General features: G+C 46.3%; 16 protein-coding genes. 5 read left to right on the top strand and 11 right to left on the bottom strand.

Features of this window, described 5'->3' with window-relative positions:
- Positions 1–9: 9 nt before the first annotated feature.
- The 7 genes from KE626_RS14010 to KE626_RS13980 all read right to left on the bottom strand — a co-directional run bounded on the left by KE626_RS14010 (position 10) and on the right by KE626_RS13980 (position 13,250).
- Positions 10–2,418, bottom strand: coding sequence for an ABC transporter permease (locus KE626_RS14010; RefSeq protein WP_211973541.1), 2,409 nt, complete (start codon positions 2,416–2,418; stop codon positions 10–12).
- Positions 2,419–2,488: 70 nt separating this feature from the next.
- Positions 2,489–4,063 (bottom strand): ABC transporter permease, encoded by a 1,575-nt coding sequence (locus KE626_RS14005; RefSeq protein ID WP_211973540.1) that lies wholly within the window; start codon positions 4,061–4,063, stop codon positions 2,489–2,491.
- Positions 4,063–6,450 carry an ABC transporter permease gene (locus KE626_RS14000; RefSeq protein WP_211973539.1) on the bottom strand — a complete coding sequence of 796 codons (2,388 nt, stop codon included), beginning with the start codon at positions 6,448–6,450 and terminating at the stop codon, positions 4,063–4,065. The genes KE626_RS14005 and KE626_RS14000 overlap by 1 nt, the downstream gene beginning before the upstream one ends.
- 11 nt (positions 6,451–6,461) lie before the next feature.
- Positions 6,462–8,819 (bottom strand): ABC transporter permease, encoded by a 2,358-nt coding sequence (locus KE626_RS13995; protein ID WP_211973538.1) that lies wholly within the window; start codon positions 8,817–8,819, stop codon positions 6,462–6,464.
- Position 8,820: 1 nt separating this feature from the next.
- A complete protein-coding gene (locus tag KE626_RS13990) occupies positions 8,821–11,235 on the bottom strand; it encodes an ABC transporter permease (protein WP_211973537.1) in 2,415 nt (804 codons plus the stop codon).
- A gap of 28 nt (positions 11,236–11,263) precedes the next feature.
- Positions 11,264–11,953 carry an ABC transporter ATP-binding protein gene (locus tag KE626_RS13985; protein WP_209856524.1) on the bottom strand — a complete coding sequence of 230 codons (690 nt, stop codon included), beginning with the start codon at positions 11,951–11,953 and terminating at the stop codon, positions 11,264–11,266.
- Positions 11,954–12,002: 49 nt separating this feature from the next.
- Positions 12,003–13,250 carry an efflux RND transporter periplasmic adaptor subunit gene (locus KE626_RS13980; RefSeq protein WP_211973536.1) on the bottom strand — a complete coding sequence of 416 codons (1,248 nt, stop codon included), beginning with the start codon at positions 13,248–13,250 and terminating at the stop codon, positions 12,003–12,005.
- Positions 13,251–13,465: 215 nt separating this feature from the next.
- Here KE626_RS13980 and KE626_RS13975 point away from each other — a divergent pair, with 215 nt between their 5' ends.
- The 5 genes from KE626_RS13975 (at position 13,466) to KE626_RS13955 (ending at position 19,644) form a co-directional block, all read left to right on the top strand.
- Positions 13,466–14,815, top strand: coding sequence for a sigma-54-dependent transcriptional regulator (locus tag KE626_RS13975; RefSeq protein ID WP_211973535.1), 1,350 nt, complete (start codon positions 13,466–13,468; stop codon positions 14,813–14,815).
- A gap of 129 nt (positions 14,816–14,944) precedes the next feature.
- A complete protein-coding gene (locus KE626_RS13970; RefSeq protein ID WP_211973534.1) occupies positions 14,945–16,285 on the top strand; it encodes a sensor histidine kinase in 1,341 nt (446 codons plus the stop codon).
- A 38-nt stretch (positions 16,286–16,323) separates the two neighbouring features.
- On the top strand, positions 16,324–17,001 hold the full coding sequence (locus tag KE626_RS13965; protein ID WP_211973533.1) for a lysoplasmalogenase: 678 nt from the start codon (positions 16,324–16,326) through the stop codon (positions 16,999–17,001).
- A gap of 100 nt (positions 17,002–17,101) precedes the next feature.
- Positions 17,102–18,700: an L-aspartate oxidase gene (gene nadB / locus KE626_RS13960; protein ID WP_211973532.1), complete on the top strand. Its 1,599-nt coding sequence runs from the start codon at positions 17,102–17,104 to the stop codon at positions 18,698–18,700.
- Between the two features lie 53 nt (positions 18,701–18,753).
- Complete coding sequence (locus KE626_RS13955) at positions 18,754–19,644, top strand: lysophospholipid acyltransferase family protein (protein ID WP_211973531.1); 891 nt, start codon at positions 18,754–18,756, stop codon at positions 19,642–19,644.
- 45 nt (positions 19,645–19,689) lie between these two features.
- On the opposite strand, the gene KE626_RS13950 is transcribed toward KE626_RS13955, so the two are convergent.
- The 4 genes from KE626_RS13950 to tsaB form a co-directional block, all read right to left on the bottom strand.
- Positions 19,690–20,184 carry a BON domain-containing protein gene (locus KE626_RS13950; protein ID WP_211973530.1) on the bottom strand — a complete coding sequence of 165 codons (495 nt, stop codon included), beginning with the start codon at positions 20,182–20,184 and terminating at the stop codon, positions 19,690–19,692.
- A gap of 163 nt (positions 20,185–20,347) precedes the next feature.
- A complete protein-coding gene (locus KE626_RS13945; protein WP_211973529.1) occupies positions 20,348–21,751 on the bottom strand; it encodes an MBL fold metallo-hydrolase in 1,404 nt (467 codons plus the stop codon).
- A gap of 132 nt (positions 21,752–21,883) precedes the next feature.
- Positions 21,884–22,243 (bottom strand): ArsR/SmtB family transcription factor, encoded by a 360-nt coding sequence (locus tag KE626_RS13940; RefSeq protein ID WP_012788619.1) that lies wholly within the window; start codon positions 22,241–22,243, stop codon positions 21,884–21,886.
- A gap of 213 nt (positions 22,244–22,456) precedes the next feature.
- Complete coding sequence (gene tsaB / locus KE626_RS13935) at positions 22,457–23,134, bottom strand: tRNA (adenosine(37)-N6)-threonylcarbamoyltransferase complex dimerization subunit type 1 TsaB (RefSeq protein ID WP_211973528.1); 678 nt, start codon at positions 23,132–23,134, stop codon at positions 22,457–22,459.
- Positions 23,135–23,136: the final 2 nt, after the last annotated feature.

Genomic DNA, 23,136 nt, shown 5'->3' with positions numbered 1-23,136 from the left:
TTAAAAGGACTAATCTCTTTTCAAACTATTTACCGGGTTGGCCAGCGCGGCTTTCACCGACTGCATACTCACGGTTAAAAAAGCGATAACAACAGCCAGCAGGCCCGCTATCACAAATACCCACCAATGTATTGCCACATGATATTCGAAGTTTTGCAGCCAGCGGTACATAAAATACCAGGCGGCAGGCGCCGCTATCACCACTGCCACCAGCACCAGCCGGAGGAAATCTTTCGATAACAGCAATACAATACCGCTGATGGAAGCCCCCAATACTTTACGGATACCTATTTCTTTTCTCCGCTGCGCCATTACCAGCACAGCTATGGCAAACAATCCCATCGCCGAAATAATCACGGCGAGCACCGCTCCGCTGACAAATATTTTTGAAAACCGCTGTTCCTGTTGGTATAGCCGCTGGGTATTTTCATCGAGAAAAGAGGCATCGTTTTCTGCCAACGGGTTCAGGTTCTTCCATACTTTTTCAATACGCTCCATAGCTGCCACCGGGTTGGGGGTTTCTACCTTTACAAACACGTAATACAAGGCCGACGGTTCATTTATGACCATCACCAGCGGATCTATCTTCTTCCGCAGAGATTCATAATGATAATCTTTCACCACTCCTATTACATGCACCGGTTGATCGTCACCCATTTTAAACTCCATACCTACAGGATCTGCCACTCCTAATTGTTTTGCCATTTTTTCGTTGATCACCACCCCTGTACTGTCCGTACCGTAATCTTTTGAAAAGTCGCGGCCCGCCAATATTTTCAGGTCCAGCGTGGTGGCATAATTGTAATCTACCACCAGGCATTGGGTAGTGATATGCCTGTCCTTGTAACTAAAACCCCTGGTCCAGTTACCGGACGAACCATCTTTTCCCAGCCCCAGGTTAAGCATACTCCCCGTCACACTTTTTACTTCCTGAAACTCAGCCAGCCTGTTTCTCATCGCTGCAATGACAGACGGCGGGGCATTATCAAGCGGAATACTGATCACCTGTGAGGTATTGTATCCTAACGGGGCCGCCTGTATGAATTTCAACTGCTGCCAGATGACAGCTGTGCAACTGATCAGCACCACAGCGGCCACAAACTGCAATATGATGAGTCCATTGCGCACACCTGAGCTTTTGCCCAGCCCCAGCTTGCCCTTCAACACTTCCAGGATATTAAGCCGGGCAACCTTCCAGGCAGGGTAACCGCCTGCCAGCAGGGTAATGACAAAAAAACCAAGTACCACGCCGGCGACTACGTTGATATTACGGAAAACGTGGAGTGCAATGCTATGTCCAAATACCTGGTTATAATAGGGCAACAACGATATCATCAACAGTAAACTCAATACCAGCGCAAAGCAGCATAACAGGAAAGCTTCCATCCAAAACTGGAACAACAACTGTCTGTCCTGCGCACCCAGCGACTTCCTGAGACCTATTTCCCCGCTGCGGCCAAATGACCGGGCAATAGAAAGATTAATAAAGTTTATACAGGCTATGCCTACAATTAATACCGACAGGATGATCATCAGCCAGGGATAAAATTTGTTCAACCCGCTATAGAAATGACTGTTTTCATCCAGGTGAAAATCTCTCAGGGGAAGGGCTTCCAGCCAGAACACCTCGCTGTTTTTCGCTGTTGCCCCGGCGTTTTTCCGGAGGTCTTCAATTTTTCCGTTGTAGTACTTATGCAGCAACGGTATAATATTTTTTTCGAAAGAAGCAGCAGTTACGCCCGGATCCAGTTGGATAAACAAGGGAAAATTAGAGGCGTTCCACTCGTTTTTTGTAACGGCATATTCCGGTTCATTTTCCAGGCGAACCAGCATTTCAAAATTAATGTCTGAGTTGTCGGGGATATCGACGGCTACTGCGCTCACAATAAGCGGGCGCCATTTACCACCCAGGTTCAATTCAATTGTTTTACCTACCGCCTCGCTGTTTCCAAACAGGGTGGTTGCTGCCTTTTGGGTGAGCACCACCTGGTTCAGCTCCTGCAGGGCATTGTTTTTATTTCCCTTTAACAGGGGGAAGGTGAACATCTTCAAAAAATCTGCATTCACCATTTGGGTACCCAGGTAGTAGTGGTTAGCGCCATATCTTACCGGCAGATTGTCGGCCGCCATAAAGCTGAAATGCTTCACGCCGGGGACTTCCTTCTGAATTGCTTCGGCCAGCGGTTGCGCCATGCTGGAACCTGTTTTTATATTTATTCCGGTATTTTCCTTTCCCAACACTTCGTAAATATGCGCGCCATTTTCATGAAAATTGTCGTAGGTCCATTCCCGGTATGCCGTGAGTGATAACAACAGCGCAGCGCACAGCGCGGTACTCATCCCTATGATGTTCACCGCTGCAAACACTTTTTGCTTTCGCAGATTTCTCCAGGCAATCCTTAAATAACTTACTAACATAGTGGTCTTGTTTATAATGAAAAAAGGAAGCAGGGTGCGTAGATACGCTCTCTGATTTGCTGTTCACTTGTTATTCGATTTTTAATGCTGTTACGGGGTTCCTGATGGCCGCCTTCACCGTTTGCAACCCTATCGCCATCAGTGCTGCTGCAATAGCAATAAGGGCCGACAATACAAACATCCAGGGTTGCATATCAATGCGATACGCAAACTGCTGCAGCCACCGCTGCATCAGGTACCATGCAATTGGTGAAGCTATCACCAATGCTATAAAGACTAATTTTACAAATTCCTTTGAAAGCAGTGCGGTGATCTGCACTATACTGCAGATAATGAGCACAGCGGCGGTACCAAACTGTAGTACCGTTAATACTTTTCTTACCCCGGTGCCGCCTGTTTTACTCATCTTTCCTGATAATACTGTAACGGGATTATAGCGCGACAATACAAATGCCGGGTAGCTTCCTGCAATTAAAACAGTGACCAGGAGGAGGGCAACGTATATGACAATAACTGCGGGATGATAGAGGAAACTCACATCCACCTTCAGTTCCAGCAAATTAAAAAACCAGGGCCGGAGCACCATACATAACACTATTGCAAGGCAAAACGCCAGGAAGGCATATAGGGCCGATTCTACATAAAACTGTTGTGCTATACGCCGGTGATCGGCGCCAAGTGATTTTCGCACGCCTATTTCGCGGGCCCGCACAGTTGCTCTGGCCGTAGAAAGGCTCATATAGTTGATCAGCGCCATCAGCAGAATTAACACAGCTACCACCGGAAAAAGCTTCAGGTAACGCAAATTAAATCCTGCATTGAAATTTGCTTCCAGGTGTATCTTGTTCAAGGGAATCAGCAGGGCTTTTCCCGGCTCATTTTCCAGCGAGGCTATCCGGCCTGTGCGCTGTTCCACCTGGCCAGCATATGCTGCATCCGTAAGCTTAATATAAGTTTTAAAAGGCCCTCCAAAACCGCGGTCATCAGTCACCAGTGACCTGAGTGATTCAATGCCGGCAATACTGGAAACAGATAGTAAAAAGTTGGCCTTAATGCTGGAGTTAGAGGGAGCATCCGCCATTATACCGGATACCACAAAAATGTACCGGCCATTGTAGCGTAGTTGTTTTCCCACGGCAGCCGTAGTACCAAAATATTTCCTGGCCATGGAAGCAGTGATCACAGCGGTAAATGGCTGCTTCAGCACCTCCGCCGGATTTCCTTCCACCAAAGGAAAAGAGAAGAAACTAAAGTAATTGGCATCCGTAAACCAGGTATCCGTTTCTTCATCACGGATGGCCGGGTTAGCAACATTCTGCATTACCGTAGCCTCATTGGAAAGATTACCCATTCGCAGAAAACTCTTTACAGCCGCATCCTGCCGCAATATAGCAGGCCCGGTAGCGTAGTTAAACCGCTCAAACTGTATGGTGTCTTTATCCATTTTAATCTTTTCCAACAGGGAGAAGATCCGGTGACTATCTTTATGAAAACGATCATAACTTAGCTCATGCGCCACATACAGCATGATCAGCATACAAACACATAATCCGGCAGCCAGCCCGCCAATATTGATAAAGCTGTACAATTTCCTCTTGCCGAGATTGCGCCATGCCAGTTTTATGTAGTTGTATAATAACATCATTAATCGTTTCTCAGGTTGTCGACCGGATTCACTTCAATAGCTCTCCACGTTTGTGAAAGAATAGTAACAAGTGCTAAAAATACCAGGAACATAAAGCTTCCCAATATCGGCAGTACCCCAATGCTTACCCGGTAGGCAAAGATCCGGAGGAAAAACTCGCTGCCGATATAACCGAATGGCAATGCAATACAACCGGCGATGATAATAAGTTTCACGTAACTCCTGGAAAGCAACACCAGCAAACCCGGGGCGGTTGCTCCCAGTATTTTACGGATGCTGACTTCCTTTCTGCGGGTAAAAGAGGTATAAGCCACTACTCCCATCAGGCCCAGTGCTGAAATCATGGTAGAAATAAATACCAGGAACCCCAGCATGGAAATCACCTCCTGTCCGCTGCGGGCAAGCAGCTGTTCATCCATCCATTCCGAAGAAAATATTTCGCCGGGATGCAACTCTATCCAGATCTTCTTTACAGCGGCGATCTGCTGCTCTTTATCTCCCTTTGCCATTGACAACTGGAGCTGGTGGAATTCAGCAGGATGATAACGGATCGCCATCGGGCGTATATTCATTTCTATTGGCTGGTAGTTAAAGTCCTGTACTACTCCTACAATATTGAGCGGGAGCGAATCAGACAGCCACAGTGTTTTACCGATTGCCTCCGCAAGGGTTTTAATTCCCATTACGCTGACGGCTCTTTCATTAACAACTACATACTGCTCTTTCTCTTTAGATGCCGCCGCCGGAAAGCTGCTGCCGGCCAATAATTTCAGATGCATAACTTTTAAGAAGTCCGCATCTCCCGCATAATATCCAAACTCAATGTAATCCTTTCCCTCAGCCGTTCTCATCTGGCAAAAGTTCGCGTCCCGGGGCATACCGAGGGTACCGGAGCTGGCTGCCACAGCGGTTACGCCGTTAAGCTGCAACATGCGCTCTTTCATAAGTTGAAAGTCCACGTCTGCCAGCGGTACATTCAGAATGTCTTTGCGATAAAAGCCCATGTCTTTTACTGCTTTATAACTGAACTGCCTGTATACGGTTACCAGGAAAATAATGGCCGTGAGTGATAATGTAAACTGTATAACGATGAGCGATTTCCGCAAACCCAGTCCACCAAATAGTTTGATGTCTATCAGGTTTTTAAGCACCTTCACCGGCTGGAACGACGATAACGCCCAGGCTGGAATCGCCCCGGCCACTATGCCGGTAATAACGCTAAACACAAAGAACAACAGTAATAAGTGCCCGTTTAACAAGTTAATGTCAGGCACCGGCAAGGCGTTGAAATGGGTCGATTGAGCCAGCAATAACAGCATAACGGCCAGGATCAGCGACAGTATGCACATCAGCACCGACTCTGTAATAAACTGCATGAAAATCTGCCAGCGCTGTGCCCCATTCACTTTGCGTACACCTACTTCTTTAGCCCGTTGCAGGGAACGGACAATGGATAAATTAGTATAGTTGAAGCCGGCGCAGGTCAGCAACAGCAAAGCCACTCCCATCTCTGCCAACATTTTCCCCCAGGGAGGTGCATTGCCAATATCATTATACAATTCCTGCGAAGGGCTTATTCTACCCAGTGCCTGTGGCTCAAAAGCAATATGAGGCATCCCTTTCCCGGGCAAATCATCATACCGGTGTGCGATATCATTTAAAGCTGCTGTTAACGCCGCCCTGCCCTCGCCCGGACGCATCTGTACATAAGTATAATTGTCCTGGAATATATCCCAATTCTGGAGCCTTCCCGGTAAAGCATGATTTTGCTCTAATGCCGTCACCGATGACATGGCTGCAAATGCCTCATAGTCGATATGTGTTAAGGAGGGCGCCGGTTGCAATACACCACTCACGATATAACTACCCCTCTGATCAAACGTTATCACTTTACCCATCGGATCATTCGTGCCAAATAAGCGTTTCGCCGCTTCCTCTGTCAACACAATGTTGTTAGGCGTGGTCAATGCGGTGAGCGGATTACCCGCCGCCAGTTTGAAGCCAAAAACATTAAAAAAGGAGGGTGTGGTAAATGCGCCGTTTATATTTATTTTCTTCTTATTAATCCTAGCCTCTCCGGATAGTGCACCGTATAGCGTTACTTCCTGCCGGATAGCGGTGTAATTATTTTTCAGTGCCTCCCCAATGGGCATTGGTGTGCTCGCCATATGATACTTTCTGCCATCCGGCGTCTGCACCTTACTGGTAATACGCCAGGTGTGCGCGGCATCCGGATGAAAATTATCATAGGAGAAATTTTTCCGCGTAGATATCAGCACCAGCAGGCATACCGCCATACTTATAGCCAGTCCGGCTATATTAACAAAGGTGAATAACCTTTGCCTCCGCAGATTCCTGATGGCTATAATAATATAACGGTAAAACATATACTGGATGTTTATTCTGATTTTAAAGATTTTACCGGGTTGGCCAATGCTGCCTTCACCGACTGAAAACTTACAGTAGCCAGTGCTATCAGTATTGCCAGCACCCCTGCTGACAGGAAGATCCAGGCCGACAGGTTCACGTGATAAGCAAACCCGTTTAACCAGTTATGCATCAGGTACCAGCTCACCGGCGTTGCCAGCAAAATACCAATCATCACCAGCCAGAGAAAATCCCTGGAAAGCAACGTAGTTACATTCATCACCGATGCGCCCAGTATCTTCCGGATACTTATTTCCTTTTTACGCTGCTCTGCTGTAAATACCGACAGTCCGAATAAACCCAGGCAGGAAATCAGTACGGCCACCACCGCAAATACTTCTGCCAGTTTTTTCAGCATGGTTTCCGACCGGTACATATTATCAAAAGCTTCATCAAGGAAATGATATTCCAGCGGATATTCCGGGTTAAACCTGGCAAATACTTTTTCTACAGCAGCCACTTCTGTTGCTACATCTCCCCTGGCCAAACGCAGCATGATATAGTTATTATCCTTTGGTTCCAGCATCATCACCACCGGGTTGATATTCTCACGCAGGGAAGTGAAATGAAAATCCTTCACTACCCCTATGATAGTTCCCTTACCTTTCCAGAAACCAATTTGTTTACCCACCGGGTTAGTCATACCCATTACACGGACCGCGGCCTCATTAATAATATAAGCGCCTGAATCAGTCGCGAAATCACGCGAAAAGTCACGGCCCTCCTTCATTGCAACGCCCATAGTTTTCACATAGTCGTATCCCACCTGCAAAGGCGCCGTATTCACTACCATTTGCTCCGGCTTACCTTCCCAGGAAAGATCAGCACTCACACCTTCAATAGACAGCGGCAGAAAATTACTGTAGGTAAAAGACTTTATTTGTGGCAACTGGGCCAGCGATTGTTCAATAGCAGTTTGCTTATCCGGGAAACCATTATCCAGCTGCACATACATAATATTTTCCCGGTCCTGGCCGAGGTTACGATGATAGATATAGTTCATCTGTCTGTAGATCACTACACTGCCAACAAGAAAAATAAAGGAAAGCACAAACTGCAATACTACCAGGTTTTTCCGTAACAGGGAAGTGCCTGCGCCGCTGCTTATATCCCCTTTCAGCACCTTCACCGGCAGGAAGCGGGATAAAACAAATGCAGGATAGCTACCTGCAAATAAGCCCGTTAACAGGGTTACCAGCAACAAACCAAGCAGGTATTTACTGATAACAGGAATTGTGAAAGTAATGTGTTTACCCGTGAAGTTGTTAAATACAGGCATCAGCAGCCAAACCGCCACTCCTGCAATGATAGCGGCAATAGCTGCCATCAGCAATGCTTCACCGGTAAACTGCAGGATGAGCGAAGAATGGGTAGCACCCAAAGATTTGCGCACCCCCACTTCCCGGGCCCTCCTCGAAGCCTGCGCGGTAGAAAGATTCATGAAGTTAATACAGGCAATCGCCAGTACTATGATGGCAGTGATAAAAAATAACCGTACATATTCTATCCTTCCTCCGGCCACTTTTCCATTTTCATATTTTTCATGCAGATAGATGTCCTGGAAAGGTTGCAGCCATAACTCGTTCTTCTGCTCGGGGTGCAACCGCTTATAATTTTGCTGGATCTTGGCGGTCAGTTGTGCGATGTCTGTACCCGGCCTTATCACCATATAGTTGAATATGCTGTAGCTACCGGGTCTCAGCAGCCAGGGATCATCCTGTAAGGTGAGTGCAAAGGGTAATATGAAATCAAACTGTAACGAGGAATTAGCGGGAACATTACTGATAACAGCCGTTACCTGCAGGCTCTTTCCATCATCCAGACTGATAATTTTGCCAATGGGGTTACTGTTGCCATAGTATTTTTGAGCCAGCGCAGCTGTTAACACAATTGAGTTGGGCTGTGTGAGCGCCGTGCGCTTATCGCCTGCTACCAAAGGATAGTCGAACTCCTGCAGAAAATTAGGGGTGGCATACATCATTCTTTTTTCAATACCCGATTTACCACCTGTTTTAAACAGTTTATTGGCTTCGTATGTCCTTACTTTTACATCTGCTGTTATTTCGGGAAAAGAGTTTTTCACCTCGTCCCCAAGCACAACCGGTGTGGTGGTGAGCGTACGCAAACCTCCCCAGTCGGCATTGACATGTAACCGGAACATATTTTTTCCGTTTGTATGAAATTTATCTACGCTGTATTCATCTGCTACCCAGCATAAAATAAACATGCATACAGCCATGCCAAAGGCCAGCCCGGCAATATTCAGCGCGGCAAAGAAGCGACTTCTTTCCAGGCTTCTCCAGGCAATGCGGAAATAATTCTTAATCATGTTATTCTGATCTAAGTGATTTAACCGGGTTCATTAATGCCGACCTTACCGTTTGAAGACTTACTGTGCAAAACGCAATCATGACCACCAGCGCCGCTGTAACGGCAAACACCCACCATTCCATATGTATCCTGAAGGCAAAATGTTTCAGCCACTGCTCCATGCCATACCAGGCCAGCGGAGAAGCAATACAAATACCAATCAATACCAGTTTGAGAAAGTCTTTCGATAACAACAAGGATATATTCGCAACAGAAGCCCCCAGTACTTTTCTGATACCGACTTCCTTGGTACGCTGCCGGGAAATTAACATCGACAATCCGAGTAAACCCATACAGGCAATAAAGATCGCCAGACCGGAAAAAACGCCGAATAGCTTACCCAGCATACGTTCTGCAACATATTGCGCCTGTATATCGTTTTCTACAAAGGTGTAATTAAACGGCACATCGGGAATAATACTATTCCATGCTGCTTCCACTTTTTTCAATACCACTTTTTGATCGCCGGCGCCCAGGCGAAGCGTAATAATACCCGCACCGTCCTGTTTTACCATATAAATAAGCGGATCAACCGGCACCTGCAACGAGCGGAGGTTAAAATCTTCTACCACACCTATCACCGTTCCATGCCTCCTCATATAGCCTGGTCTCCATTCGATACGCTTGCCAACGGCATCATCCTTAAAACCCAGTTGCCTGGCTGCTGCCTGGTTAATGATAAACGCATCAGATGAGTCGGTGGCCAGCGCCGGGTTAAAATCACGTCCGGCAACCAGTTTTATACCCGTTGTTTTCAGGAGGTCAAAATCCGACTGAACAATGCCTGCTACAAAACCCTCCTTATCATCGGCTCCTTCCTTCACAACAGGGTTATTGCTCATAACACCGCTACCCATCTGAAGGTTATGCATAGAAGCCTGCTGCACACCGGATAAGGCTAAAAAAGAAGATTTCAGCAAGGCGGCTTTTGCATCGCCATCCACACCAGACAAATACACATTCACCAGGTGTTCTTTATCGAATCCAAGATTTTTATTCTGCCAGTAGCGCAATTGGGAAAATACCACCACCGTAGCAATGATCAATGCCACCGCTACGGCAAACTGCGCTACCACCAGCCCCCTCCGCACCAGTACACGGGTACCGGAAGCAATAAAGTTCCCTTTCAATACACGTACAGGTATCAGACCGGATAAATAGAGCGCAGGATAACTACCGGCCACCAGGCCCACAACCAATACCAGCAACAATAAACCGGCATATAAAACAACATCGGCAGCGCCAAATACCGACAATGTTTTGCCTGTAATAGCGTTAAACAACGGCATGGTACCGATCACCAGCAGTACTGCCAGCAAAAAAGAAATAACGCTGATCACCAGCGATTCTGTCAGGAACTGGAGGATCAGGCTTTTTCTTTCAGCGCCTAATACTTTCCGTAACCCCACCTCCTTTGCACGTTCATGTGCCCGTGCGGTAGTGAGATTCATAAAATTCATACAGGCAATAAGGATCAGGAAAACAGCGATGGCTACATACAACCATATGAGCGGAGTATTGTCAACAGGCCCTTTATCACCTGCCGGGTGGAGGTGCGCATTTTTCAGCGGCTGTAACTCCAGTGAAAACTGAATATTATGTCTTCGTAAAATACCACCTATATGTGTGGATACAAATGTTTTTAATTCATTGTTAAGCTTAGCCGGATCGGTATGATCAGGCAATTGCACAAAAGTGACGTTGTTCGAAAACATAAACCACTGCTCCTCCAGCTTGTTGTCCACTTTCAGCGCTTCTTTGATCATCGTGGAAAAGGACATGATCATGGTGAAACTGAGGTCTGTATTGGAAGGCATATCCTTTGCCACACCTGTTACCGTACAACTATAGCCATTTCCCACCTTCATCAGCTTGCCCACAGGCGATTCATTACCAAAATATTTCCTGGCAGCTGATTCCGTGAGCACAATGGAATATGGTTCTTTGAAAACTGTAGCAGGATTGCCTTCCAGCAAGGGAAAGCTAAACATCCGGAAAAAACCTTCATCTGCAAAAGCGGTATTTTCTTCCCAGATCTTCTTATCACCAACGGTATAAAGTGTGTTACCGGGCATACATACCCGGACTGCTTCCTTTATACTGCTGATGTCCTTTTTCAGGTTAGGTCCGATGGGGAACGGGGTAGCAGCACCATAATCGATATGTCCGGCTCCAACGGAGTTTTCTGTGGTGGTAACCCGGTAAATATTGTTTCCCTGTTGATGAAACCGGTCAAAACTTAATTCATCACGCACATATAACACAATCAGCATACAACAGGCCATGCCCACTGCCAGCCCTGTGGCGTTAATAACGGTAATGAACTTATGACGCTGCAGATGCCGGACCGCAACTTTGAAATAATTCCGGAACATAATGTGGTTTTAGAATGGCGAAAAAAAATCACACGTGGAACTGCTCCTTGATATTCTCTGTTACCACCCGTCCATCAAACAAGTTGATAATCCGGTGTGCAAACCCGGCATCATATGGGGAGTGTGTTACCATGATCAGGGTAGTGCCGGCATTGTTGAGTTCCTGCAACAGCTTCATCACTTCTTCTCCATTGGTGGAATCCAGGTTACCGGTGGGCTCATCCGCCAGTATCAGGTTGGGCTTGGCCACCACAGCACGGGCAATAGCTACCCTTTGTTGCTGCCCGCCAGACAGCTGCTGCGGGAAGTGATTACGGCGATGCATAATGTTCATACGCTCCAGCACTTCTTCTACCTTCACTTTTCTTTCGGCAGCAGGCACTTTCAGGTACAGTAAAGGCAATTCCACGTTTTCGAAAACGGTGAGCTCATCAATAAGGTTGAAGCTCTGGAACACAAAACCAATGGAGCCTTTACGAAGCTGCGCCCTTTGTCTTTCACTCATACGCGCTACTTCCTTATCCCAGAAGTGATACTCTCCATCACTGGGGTTGTCAAGCAAACCTAAAATGTTCAGCAAAGTAGATTTGCCGCAACCGGAAGGCCCCATGATCGCCACAAATTCGCCATCCTGCACTTCCATGTTAATCCCGTTGAGAGCAGTGGTTTCCACCTCTTCTGTTGTAAACAGCTTCTGTAAGTTAACAGTGCGTATCATAAGTGTTTGAAGTTTTAATTGCTAGTTTATATAAAAAAATGGATGATTACTAAAAAGATAGAACGTCCTTGTTACCGAAGTTCTCATAAGAAGAAGTAATGACCTGGTCTCCCGGCTGTAAGCCTTCCAGTACTTCAAAATATAACGGATTTTTACGGCCCAGCGAAATATTGCGTTTTACCGCTTTTTTCCCGCTTTTGTCAACTACATATACCCAGTTACCACCGGTGTCGGAGAAAAAGCCACCGAGTGGTAAAAGGATAGCTTCTGCGGACTTACCCAATACAAGGCGGATAGGAGAGGATTGTCCACGGCGGATACCTTCCGGCGTATTCTTTTCAAAGTTCATATCAGCCTGGAACCGGCCGCTTTTTATTTCAGGATACACCTTGGTAACCACCATATCATAGGCTTTGCCGTCAAATTCAAAGGATGCCCTTAAACCGGCAAATACCTGGGAAACATAATGTTCATCAATGTCGGCACGCAACTTAAACCCATTCAGATCGTCGATCTGGCCTATATTCTGGCCGGCAGTAATACTCGATCCTACTTCTACCTCGATAGACGAGAGCAAGCCGGACACAGGTGCGCGAACAATAAGGCTGTTCAGATTCTCCCTCATCAGTTCCAGGTTACGCTGGGTTCTGGTCAGGGTACCTTCCAGCTGGGTGATCTGCATTCTGGCATTATCCTGCTGGTATTTCTGCGATTGCAGTTGTATATCTTTCTGACGCAGGAGTCCTTCCAGTTCAAATTTGTTCTTATTGAAATCCTGGCGGGCTACAATCTTTTCTTCTACCAGCTGCTTATTGCGGTCGTACAGGTCCTGAGCAGCCTCAATTTTGGCATCTATATCAGAAATCGTTTGCTGCATGGTAAACTCCTGTTGCCGGATGCTCAAACGGGTATTCTGTAATTCATTGCGCAAACGGTAGATCTCAGTTTCGTGGTTCACAAAATCCATCATCATATGCTGGTTATCCAGCCTCAGGATGGAGTCTCCTTCCTTTACCATACTACCCCCATCCAGGTATTTACGGCTTACATACCCGCCTTCAATAGCATCCAGGCGGATGGTTTTCAGCGGCATCACCACTGCCGTAACGGCAATATATACATCAAAGGTTCCTTTCTTTACAGGAGATATAGTGATCTTGTCCTTTTCCACATTAAGGGTGGCACGGTGATCAGCAAAAATCAGTGTATACAACAGCAGCATGGCCACCGCCGCGCCACCACCTATCATCATGATGCGCTTTTTATTCCAAAACTTCTTTTCTATTTTTCTGTCCATGTTATTTTACGAAAAGTTTGCTTCCCTGGAAAGTCAATCCATATGCCAAAGCTAAAAACAGGCTACCAGCGTGGATTTCATTGAATTTCCAGCCAAAAAAACGTCCTTTGCCGGACAAGCGGTGTCCAGAATCGGACACTTTTAAAAGTTCCTGAATTTAGCTGTGGGTTTGAAAGAATCTTTGTTTAATATTGTTAACTATTCACCTTTCGCATATGACTAACATGCAACCCGCTAAGATTTTAATTGTTGATGATGATGTAGACGTTTTACGTGCAGCACGCCTGTTACTGAAAAGACATTTTGAACAGGTTGATTTTGAAAAGAATCCACAAAAAATACCCTACCTCGTATCCAACTTTGATTACGATGTAATCCTGCTGGATATGAACTTTACCCGCGACCTGAGCAGCGGGAAAGAAGGCTTCGAATGGCTGGACCGGATCCTCGATATTAAACCGGAAACAGCAGTGGTACTCTTCACCGCCTATGGCGATGTGGAAATGGCCGTAAGGTCTATCAAAGCAGGGGCGGTAGACTTTGTTCTCAAGCCCTGGGAAAATGAAAAACTACTGGCCACCATCCAAACAGCCTACAACAAAAGAGCCGCCCAGCAGGATAAACCACCCGCCGCCGTTCATCATCCCGGCAACCAGGTAGTTGGTAAAAGTCCCGGTATGCTCACCGTATTTGATACGGTATCACGCGTAGCCGCCACCGACGCCAATATCCTGATCCTCGGAGAAAATGGTACCGGTAAGGATATGCTGGCCCGGCAAATACATGCACAATCCAACCGGAATAACAAACCCTTTGTAAGCGTAGACCTGGGCGCCATCAGCGAAACCCTGTTCGAAAGCGAATTATTCGGTCATGTAAAAGGCGCCTTCACCGATGCCCGGGAAGACCGCATCGGCCGCTTTGAAGAAGCTAACGGCGGCACCATTTTCCTGGACGAAATAGGAAACATCTCCATCCCCTTCCAGGCCAAACTGCTGACAGTACTGCAAAACAGGTCCATCACCAAAGTAGGCTCAAATAAAAGTGTGCCCATCGACGTTAGACTCATCTGCGCTACCAACAGGAACATACAGCATATGGCCGCACAACACCTGTTCAGACAGGATCTGCTCTACCGTATCAATACCATCGAAATACACCTGCCACCCCTGCGCGAGCGCGTGGAAGACATCGTTCCCCTGGCAGAACATTTCATGCAACTGTACCGCGATAAATACAAACGGCCGGTAAACAGTATGCATGAATCACTGATCACACAACTGGAGCGGTACGACTGGCCCGGCAATATCCGCGAACTGCAACATGCAATTGAAAGAGCAGTTATCCTTTCACAAGGCAAAACATTACAGCCCAAAGATGTGTTTGTAAAAAACAACAACGCTACCGATCAGGCCATGGACACCGGTTACAACCTGGAAGAAATGGAACGTAACATCATTTCACAAGCCATGAAAAAATGTAACGGCAACATCACCGAAGCGGCAAAAGAGCTGGGACTCAGCAGGGCTGCACTTTACAGACGACTGGAGAAATATAATATTTAGCAGAAAGCTAAAAGCGTAAAGCTAAAAGCTCCTGCATAATATGTTTAACAGTATTCTCTAACTTTTTTTTAAATAATCGCTTCAATAGCTTTTTGCTTTCCGCTTTCCGCTTTAGGCACTTAAAAAAACATGAATCGCTTCAGCATCAATATCAGCCTGCGGGTAAGCCTGCTGGCTATCACCCTTACAGCAGCCATCTGGTTGTACATGCACAGCATGCAGCCACTGGCATTTCTGCTGCTCCCGCTGATATTGCTGCAGTTGTACGGTATTTACCACTACCTGAACCGGATTAACCGGAAACTCACGCTCTTCCTGGAATCTATCCGGTATGAAGACTTCTCCATCCGGTTCAGCGCAGATAATAAACTGGGCAAGAGCTTTAGTATGCTCAACCACCAGTTCAATGAAGTATTAGAAGCCTTCAGGCAAACCAGGGCGGAAAAGGAAGCCAACCTGAAATATATTGACACCATTGTACAACATATCAGCATCGGTGTATTGTCTTTTGATACAGAAGGTAAAATAGAGCTTATCAACCCCGCCGCATTCCGGTTGATGGGTATTTACCGGCTCCGCAATATCCATGAACTCAAAACCGTGCATCCCGGACTGGCAGAGCTGTTGATGGAGTTGTCGTCTGGCAGTAAAACCCTGTATGCCACCAGGCAGGAACAACAACTGTCGATACATGCGGCCACCGTGCGTTTACAAGGTCGCCTCATCAAGCTTATTTCCATTCAGAATATTCATTCGGAACTGCAGAAAAAAGAACTGGAAGCATGGCAAAACCTGACAAAAATATTGCGCCACGAAATCATGAATTCCGTTACGCCGATCGTGTCCCTGATAGGCACCATGCAGGAAATCGTTGACTTCGACATAGCCCCCGGCGCACAGCACCAGGAAGGCATTTCAGACTTACGCGAAGCATTGCAGACCGTGGAGAGCCGCAGCAAAGGCATCATGAATTTTGTAAATGCTTACCGCGATTATACCACATTGCCGCAACCACAGTTTACCAGCGTAAATGTAAAAACCCTGGTGAACTCTGTTGGCAGCCTTTTCCAGGCCGATATGAAACAGGCCGGCATACAGTTTACCCTCGAAACCGATGTTGAAAATATGGAGATACATGCCGACGTATCCCAACTGCAAATGGTACTGATCAACCTGGTAAAAAATGCGATGGATGCATTGGAGCAAACGTCACAGGCTACTATCAGCATGAAACTGTATCTTAACAACATCCAGCAGATATGCATTGAAATAACGGACAACGGGCCGGGCATTGATACAGATGCGATGAACAAAATATTTATCCCTTTTTTCACCACCAAAAAGAAAGGCTCCGGTATTGGCCTAAGCTTGTCACAACAGATCATACAAATGCACGGGGGACAACTAAAAGTAATAAGCCCGGGCATTAACGGCAACGGCACTACGTTTTACATCCTGCTGAATACTTAAGGGAATATTTGTTAAATTGTATGACAATCCCTTTCCGCATGCGCCCTCAACGTTTCGTTATTTATATTTATTTTCTTGTACTGCTGGCAGATATGCTGCTGATAGCGTTTAATAAAGAATCCTGCCGGTTTGCTACCAAACCTGTGCTGATGATATTGCTGGCGGTGTATGTATTGTATAGCAATGCAAAAATGCCGCGCGACTACCGTATTTTCCTGCTGCTGGCATTGGTATTTTCTTCCCTGGGTGACGACTTGTTGCTGTTCCCCAATTTATTTCTGCCAGGTTTAGGCGGCTTTCTGCTGGCGCATGTGATGTATATTATCTTCTTCCTGAAAATAAGATATAGTAATCCGCCGGTGCCGCTGTGCAGGTATCCGCTGATACTGCTGAACGCAGCAATCGTTATCCTGTTTATTTTATTCATGGCTCCTTATCTCGGGAGTTTAATCGTGCCCGTTATTGTTTACGCCTTTGCCCTTTCCATAACCGTGCAAAGTGTACTGCATGCCTTCCACTTCCGCCGGCAGCCGGCGGGCTGGTATTGTATTATCGGGGCGGTGCTGTTCCTGCTGTCTGATTTGCTGATTGCTGTGGGTAAATTTTACCATTCCTTCCCCGGAGGCGATGTTATTGTAATGCTGACCTATGGCTTTGCCCAGTGGGGCCTGGTTTATGGCAGTACGGAGTACTTCAGGAGAAAAATTACGAATTAAAAATTACGAATTACAGATCAATAAGGGACAATAGCAGATAATCTTCCTGTTGATCCATAATTCGTAATTTTTAATTCGTAATTCTTACTTTTGTCTAACTATGCAGCAAACAGACTTTCTTGTCATCGGTTCAGGAATCGCAGGGCTCACTTACGCGCTCAAGGTATCACAACAGTGCCCGGATAAAAAGATTACAATCATTACCAAAAGCCGGGAAGACGAAACCAACACCAAGTACGCCCAGGGCGGCGTTGCAGTGGTAAACGACCTGGAAAACGATAGCTTCGAGAAACATATTGAGGATACGCTCATCGCCGGTGACGGACTCTGTAATGAGCAGATAGTGAAAATAGTGGTAACCGAAGGCCCGGAAAGAGTCAATGAAATTATTGAATGGGGCGCTAATTTCGACAAAAACCCCGACGGCGATTTCTCGCTGGGCCGCGAAGGCGGTCACTCTGTATTCAGGGTAATCCATCACAAAGATATTACCGGTAAAGAAATAGAACGCGCCCTGCTGGACGCTATCCATCGCAGACCTAATATAGAACTGATCACACATTGTTTTGTGGTAGACCTGATCACCCAGCACCACCTGGGCTACCTGGTCACCAAATCCACACCAGACATCGAATGTTTCGGTGTATATGTGTTGAACCTTACCACCAATAATATAGAAAAAATACTGGCCAAAGTAACGCTGCTGGCTACCGGCGGCAACGGACAGGTATACCGCAGTACCACCAATCCCACCATCGCTACCGGCGATGGCGTGGCCATGGTTTATCGCGCCAAAGGCCGGATTGAAAATATGGAGTTTATCCAGTTTCATCCCACCGCCCTGTATCAGCCAGGTGTAAACCCTTCCTTCCTTATTACGGAGGCCGTAAGGGGCGATGGCGGTATTCTTCGCAATATCCACGGGGAAGATTTCATGCATAAATATGATCCCCGCCTGTCGCTGGCGCCGCGCGATATTGTAGCCCGGGCCATAGACAGTGAAATGAAGATCACTGGTACCGAACACGTATATCTCGATTGCCGCCATATGGATCTCGAGAAATTTATTCATCACTTCCCCAATATCTACGAAACCTGTAAAGCAATAGGTATCGATGTTACGCAGCAGATGATCCCGGTATCGCCGGCCGCACACTACAGCTGTGGTGGTATCAAAACCAACGAATGGGGACTTACCTCCATCCGCAACCTGTATGCCTGCGGCGAATGCGCCAGCACCGGTTTACACGGCGCTAACCGCCTCGCCTCCAACTCATTGCTGGAAGCTATGGTGTTTGCACACCGCTGCTTTATGGACGCCACCAGCAAAATAGACCTCCTTGAGTTCAAAGACAATGTGCCTGACTGGGTGGCCACCGGTACCACCGCTCCGAAAGAAATGATCCTCATCACGCAGAGTTTAAAAGAATTGAAACAGATCATGAGCGATTACGTGGGGATTGTAAGAACGGACGTGCGTTTGCAAAGGGCGCTGCGCAGACTGGATATTTTGCATGAAGAAACAGAAGATCTCTACGAAAAAACCATGGTGTCGCCGCAACTATGTGAACTGCGTAACCTTATTACAGCCGGCTACCTGATTGTAAAAGGTGCCGCATTCCGTAAGGAAAGCAGGGGCTTACACTTCAATACTGATTATCCGTTTAAGTCTGAGCTGATACAAAACATTGTCTTGTAAGCTAAACGGCTGTCTTTCATTACCTTTGCGTTGGATTTACAACAATCAGGAATATGTATTATCTGCTGCTGGCTTTTTGCTATAGTCTTTCCATATTGCCGTTTCCGGTGCTATACTTCATAAGCGACCTGCTGTATGTGTTGGTATATCATGTAATCGGGTATCGCAGGAAAGTGGTGATGGAGAATCTGAAACAAGCCTTCCCCGATAAGTCGAACGAAGAAATCACCATTATAGCCAAAAAATACTACCGTAACCTCACGGATATGATGGTGGAAACCATCAAGCTGCTCACCATGAGCAAAGCGCAACTCCAGAAGCGCTTCCGCTGCGATCTTAGCGTATTACACCAGTTGTATGCACAGGGAAAAAGCTGTCAGCTGCACCTGGGGCATAATTTTAACTGGGAATGGGCCAACCTGTTTTGTATGCAGGGCGTGGCTTTTCCTTTCCTGGTCGTATACATGCCACTGACCAGCAAACCCGCGGATCGTATGTTCCGGCATTTCCGGGAAAAATTCGGTACTATTCTTATCCCTGCCAACGATATGGGTAATAGCATGAAGGCATGGACCAACAAACAATATCTCATTGCGCTGGTAGCCGACCAAAACCCCGGCAATCCCCGCAGCTGCTACTGGTATCCGTTCCTTAACAAAATGACGCCCTTCTATAAAGGCCCGGAAATGGGCGCAAAAAGAAGCAATATCCCTGTGGTATTTGTGGATATCCGTAAAGTGAAAAGAGGATATTATAATGCTACTTTAAAGCTGGCTTTTGAAAATCCTCAGCAGGAACCTGATGGAAAAATTACAGAAGCCTTTGTACATTACCTGGAAAGGAATATTTATGAACAGCCTGAAGTATGGGTTTGGAGTCATCGCCGCTGGAAACATACCTACCAGGGGCAACAAAATGGTGTTAAAAATCAGGAGGGGGTATAGGGAGATGTATAACGCCACAGTTCATTTGTGGCGGTAGTCTTCGTGCTATTTCGCTTTTACATTATTCACAACTTTTTTACCGGCAGTTTGCTGCGCTAACTGCAATATCTTGCGCAATTGTTTCCTTTTAGCGGCGCCTTCCAGGGTTACTTCCCCGCTGTTAACGGTAACGCCTATATCATTAAATCCGTTGGCGGCGAAAACGGAATCCAGTCTTTTTTTCAGTATTTCATCCGGGCTGAGGACTGCTGCTGCGGGTGGCGGCGTTGCGGGCACCGGCGCTTTGACGGTGATATTATCCTGCACCGATTTCACACCTTTTATTCCTTTCAGCGCATCTTCAGCAGCCGATTTGGCCACTTCGTCACTCACTTCTCCATTGAGAATCACTACCCCGTTTTTCACATCAGCAGTAATGCCGGGAACAAGGCTTAATCTTTCATTTACTTCTTCCTTCAGTGTTTCATCAGATGGTGTACAGGCATGTATAACCATGCCTATGGATAATATGGAGGCTATTGCCAGGGTTTTGGTAATCATGCCCAAACAATTTTTGTAGCAAGAAGTTAACAAATACGGGGCGAATAGCCAAAAGTGGAATTACGAATTAGGAATTACGAATTACGGACCTACAAGGAGATAATAACATACAATCTCCCTGTAGGTCCGTAATTCGTAATTCCTAATTCGTAATTTCTAATTCTTAATTCAGCACTGTCTTCTCCTGCACTACCTGTAACCCTTTCTGGTCCTTCATTTTAGCGAAGCCGCCTTCAACGTTACGCAGGTTGTGAATACCTTCTTTTTTCATGATAGAGCAGGCAATAATGCTGCGATAACCACCCTGGCAATGTACATAGAGGTTAAAGTTATCCTCGAGCTCAGCCATCTTTCCCGGATCCATCATATCGCCGAGGGAAATATTGATGGCATTTTTGATGTGGCCATCTGCAAATTCGATCGGTTTGCGCACGTCGATAATCACCAGGTTAGGATCGTGCGGGATATCCATGGCCAGTTCATCCGCCTCTACGGTGATGATCATGTCTTTGGCTTCGCCGGCTGCTTCCCATGCAGGGTAGCCGCCGTTCAGATAACCGGTAACATTATCAAATCCAACACGGGCCATTCTCACTACGGTTTCTTCTTCTTTACCGATGGGCGTTACCAGGATAATGTCCTGATCAAACGGCAACAGGCTGCCCGCCCATTCAGCAAAACGTCCTTCCAGGCCAATGCTGATAGCCCCGGGAACAAATCCGTCGCCAAATTCGGTTGCCGGACGGGTATCAAGGATCAGCGCACCATCTTTTGCTTTCTGCCTGAATTCAGCAGGACTGAGCGGCTGCATAGCCTTTTCCATTACGGCTTTCAGCGCATCATAACCTTCCTTGTTTATTTTCGCATTAATGGGAAAATAGGAAGGCGGTGTAGTTAAACCGCTGGTTACCTCTTCGATAAATTTGTCTTTGTCAGTAGCCAGCAATGCATAATTGGTGGCTTTTTCATCACCGATGGTACTGTAAGTGTTAGGTCCCAGGTTTTTGCCGCAGGCAGAACCCGGGCCATGTGCAGGATAAACAATCACCTGGTCCGGTAATGTTTTGATTTTGTTGTTGAGAGAATCAAACAGGTGCGCCGCCAGTTCCTCTTTGGTGAGGTCGCCGCTGAAAAGGTCCGGTCGGCCTACATCTCCCACAAATAAAGTATCTCCGGTAAATACAGCATAAGGCTGTTCTTTTTCATCGAGCAGCAGGTAGCAGGATGATTCCAGCGTGTGTCCCGGTGTATGCAATACTTTCATGGATACCGCACCGATCTTGAATACTTCGTTGTCTTTCGCAACATATGTCTCAAAGTTGGTGATGGCGTCAGGACCGTAAACAATCTGTGCACCGGTTACTGCAGCGAGTTCCAGGTGCCCGGAAACAAAGTCTGCGTGAAAATGTGTTTCAAAAATGTACTTAATGGTTGCGTTACGTTCTTTTGCCAGATCAAGATAAACGTCGATATCACGTAAGGGATCTATCACTACGGCTACTCCTTCAGATGCTATGAAGTAGGCCGCTTCTGACAAACAGTTGGTGTACAATTGCTTTACGAACATGGTTTTTGATTTTTACAAATTTACAACTTCTGCTTCGGTCCACTTATGGATAAAATCTATACCAAAATAAAAAAGTAGCCTTTATGGCTACTTTTCTATATAATTTCTTCCGTATATGATACGGATCAATACTTACCCAACAAGTTCTTCCACAAACTTCGCCACTTCAGCGATACGTTGCTTGTTGATGGTGTAGTGAATAAACTTACCATCTCTTTCTGTAATTACAATGCCTGCGCGCCTTAAAATGGCAAGATGTTGCGATGCTACCGATTGTTCCAGACGCAACTTCACATAAATCTCGGTCACGGTCATTTTTTTGTGGTCTTCCAACAGTTTAATCATCTGCTGGCGCAGCTTATGGTTGATAGCACGTAAAACCATAGCAGCTTTCTTCACGGCAATGTAATCCAATTTGATCTGGTCTTTTTCATTGGTACCTCTAGAAATAATAAGAGTATTAGAAGAGGTAGTTAATAATGTTTTTTCCATCGCATAATAGTTTTAAAAAAATGATGAAATGAAAGGGATCAACGGACAGTACTCGCAAACAGTTAGACAACAATTGCGGTAATCGATTTATACAAAAATATAATATCTATCACAATAAAAAAAACTTCCATACCTTATTTTATCATATATAACCACCGGATATGTGCAAATTAGATGTAATTTGACTATTCCATGACAAAACTAAGACATATGTCAGGGTTTCTGAGGAGAATAAAAGGGCTTGAGGTAGAATGGACTGAAATAAGCCAGATCAACGAACATCTTTTTATCGAAAGCCAGCGTAGAAAGTGGTGCCATGTGCGCGGCACTTATTACATATTCCACGAATATAGCATTTTTATGCGAAGATAACATCAGTTCCCATTTTGGGCTGCCATCCCCAAAAAAGTAGATTTTATGGGCTGCCAGCTGCGCCTCCAGGGAAGAGGGCTCCAGGATCATGGCCTGTGGCGGCATTACCTCCTGCAAACCGGCGTCATACAGTCCCATAAACACTTCCTGGCGGCGGGCATCCAGCATCGGGCAATACAGGGCGGTTTCATCTTTTACGGTTGCCTGCAAACCCTGCGCCATCATCTGTAAGGTGGAAATAGCCAGCAGTGGCTTATTCCAGGCATAACATAAACCTTTGGCAGTAGCCACGCCTACACGTAATCCGGTATAAGAGCCCGGCCCGGCGCTTACCGCCACCGCATCAAGCGCGGCAGGCGTTATACCCTGCTCTTTTAAAATCTGTTGTACAAACAGGATCATGGTAGCGGCATGATCCTGCTGCTTTTCATTCACCAGCGTTTGTATCACCTGCCCATCACGGGAAAGACTTACCGAGCCGGTTGTAGTTGCAGTATCTATATTCAGTATAAGTGCCATGT

The sequence above is a fragment of the Chitinophaga hostae genome (assembly GCF_018224885.1).
GTDB classification, from domain to species: Bacteria; Bacteroidota; Bacteroidia; order Chitinophagales; family Chitinophagaceae; genus Chitinophaga; species Chitinophaga hostae.
The sequence above is the reverse complement of the archived record's forward strand: the minus strand, read 5'-3'. Positions and strand labels throughout refer to the sequence as shown.

Bases quoted from the DNA above. Each gene is read 5' to 3' on its own strand.
- KE626_RS14010 (WP_211973541.1), bottom strand. From the start codon at position 2,418: ATGTTAGTAAGTTATTTAAGGATTGCCTGGAGAAATCTGCGAAAGCAA.
- KE626_RS14005 (WP_211973540.1), bottom strand. From the start codon at position 4,063: ATGATGTTATTATACAACTACATAAAACTGGCATGGCGCAATCTCGGC.
- KE626_RS14000 (WP_211973539.1), bottom strand. From the start codon at position 6,450: ATGTTTTACCGTTATATTATTATAGCCATCAGGAATCTGCGGAGGCAA.
- KE626_RS13995 (WP_211973538.1), bottom strand. From the start codon at position 8,819: ATGATTAAGAATTATTTCCGCATTGCCTGGAGAAGCCTGGAAAGAAGT.
- KE626_RS13990 (WP_211973537.1), bottom strand. From the start codon at position 11,235: ATGTTCCGGAATTATTTCAAAGTTGCGGTCCGGCATCTGCAGCGTCAT.
- KE626_RS13985 (WP_209856524.1), bottom strand. From the start codon at position 11,953: ATGATACGCACTGTTAACTTACAGAAGCTGTTTACAACAGAAGAGGTG.
- KE626_RS13980 (WP_211973536.1), bottom strand. From the start codon at position 13,250: ATGGACAGAAAAATAGAAAAGAAGTTTTGGAATAAAAAGCGCATCATG.
- KE626_RS13975 (WP_211973535.1), top strand. From the start codon at position 13,466: ATGACTAACATGCAACCCGCTAAGATTTTAATTGTTGATGATGATGTA.
- KE626_RS13970 (WP_211973534.1), top strand. From the start codon at position 14,945: ATGAATCGCTTCAGCATCAATATCAGCCTGCGGGTAAGCCTGCTGGCT.
- KE626_RS13965 (WP_211973533.1), top strand. From the start codon at position 16,324: ATGCGCCCTCAACGTTTCGTTATTTATATTTATTTTCTTGTACTGCTG.
- nadB (WP_211973532.1), top strand. From the start codon at position 17,102: ATGCAGCAAACAGACTTTCTTGTCATCGGTTCAGGAATCGCAGGGCTC.
- KE626_RS13955 (WP_211973531.1), top strand. From the start codon at position 18,754: ATGTATTATCTGCTGCTGGCTTTTTGCTATAGTCTTTCCATATTGCCG.
- KE626_RS13950 (WP_211973530.1), bottom strand. From the start codon at position 20,184: ATGATTACCAAAACCCTGGCAATAGCCTCCATATTATCCATAGGCATG.
- KE626_RS13945 (WP_211973529.1), bottom strand. From the start codon at position 21,751: ATGTTCGTAAAGCAATTGTACACCAACTGTTTGTCAGAAGCGGCCTAC.
- KE626_RS13940 (WP_012788619.1), bottom strand. From the start codon at position 22,243: ATGGAAAAAACATTATTAACTACCTCTTCTAATACTCTTATTATTTCT.
- tsaB (WP_211973528.1), bottom strand. From the start codon at position 23,134: ATGGCACTTATACTGAATATAGATACTGCAACTACAACCGGCTCGGTA.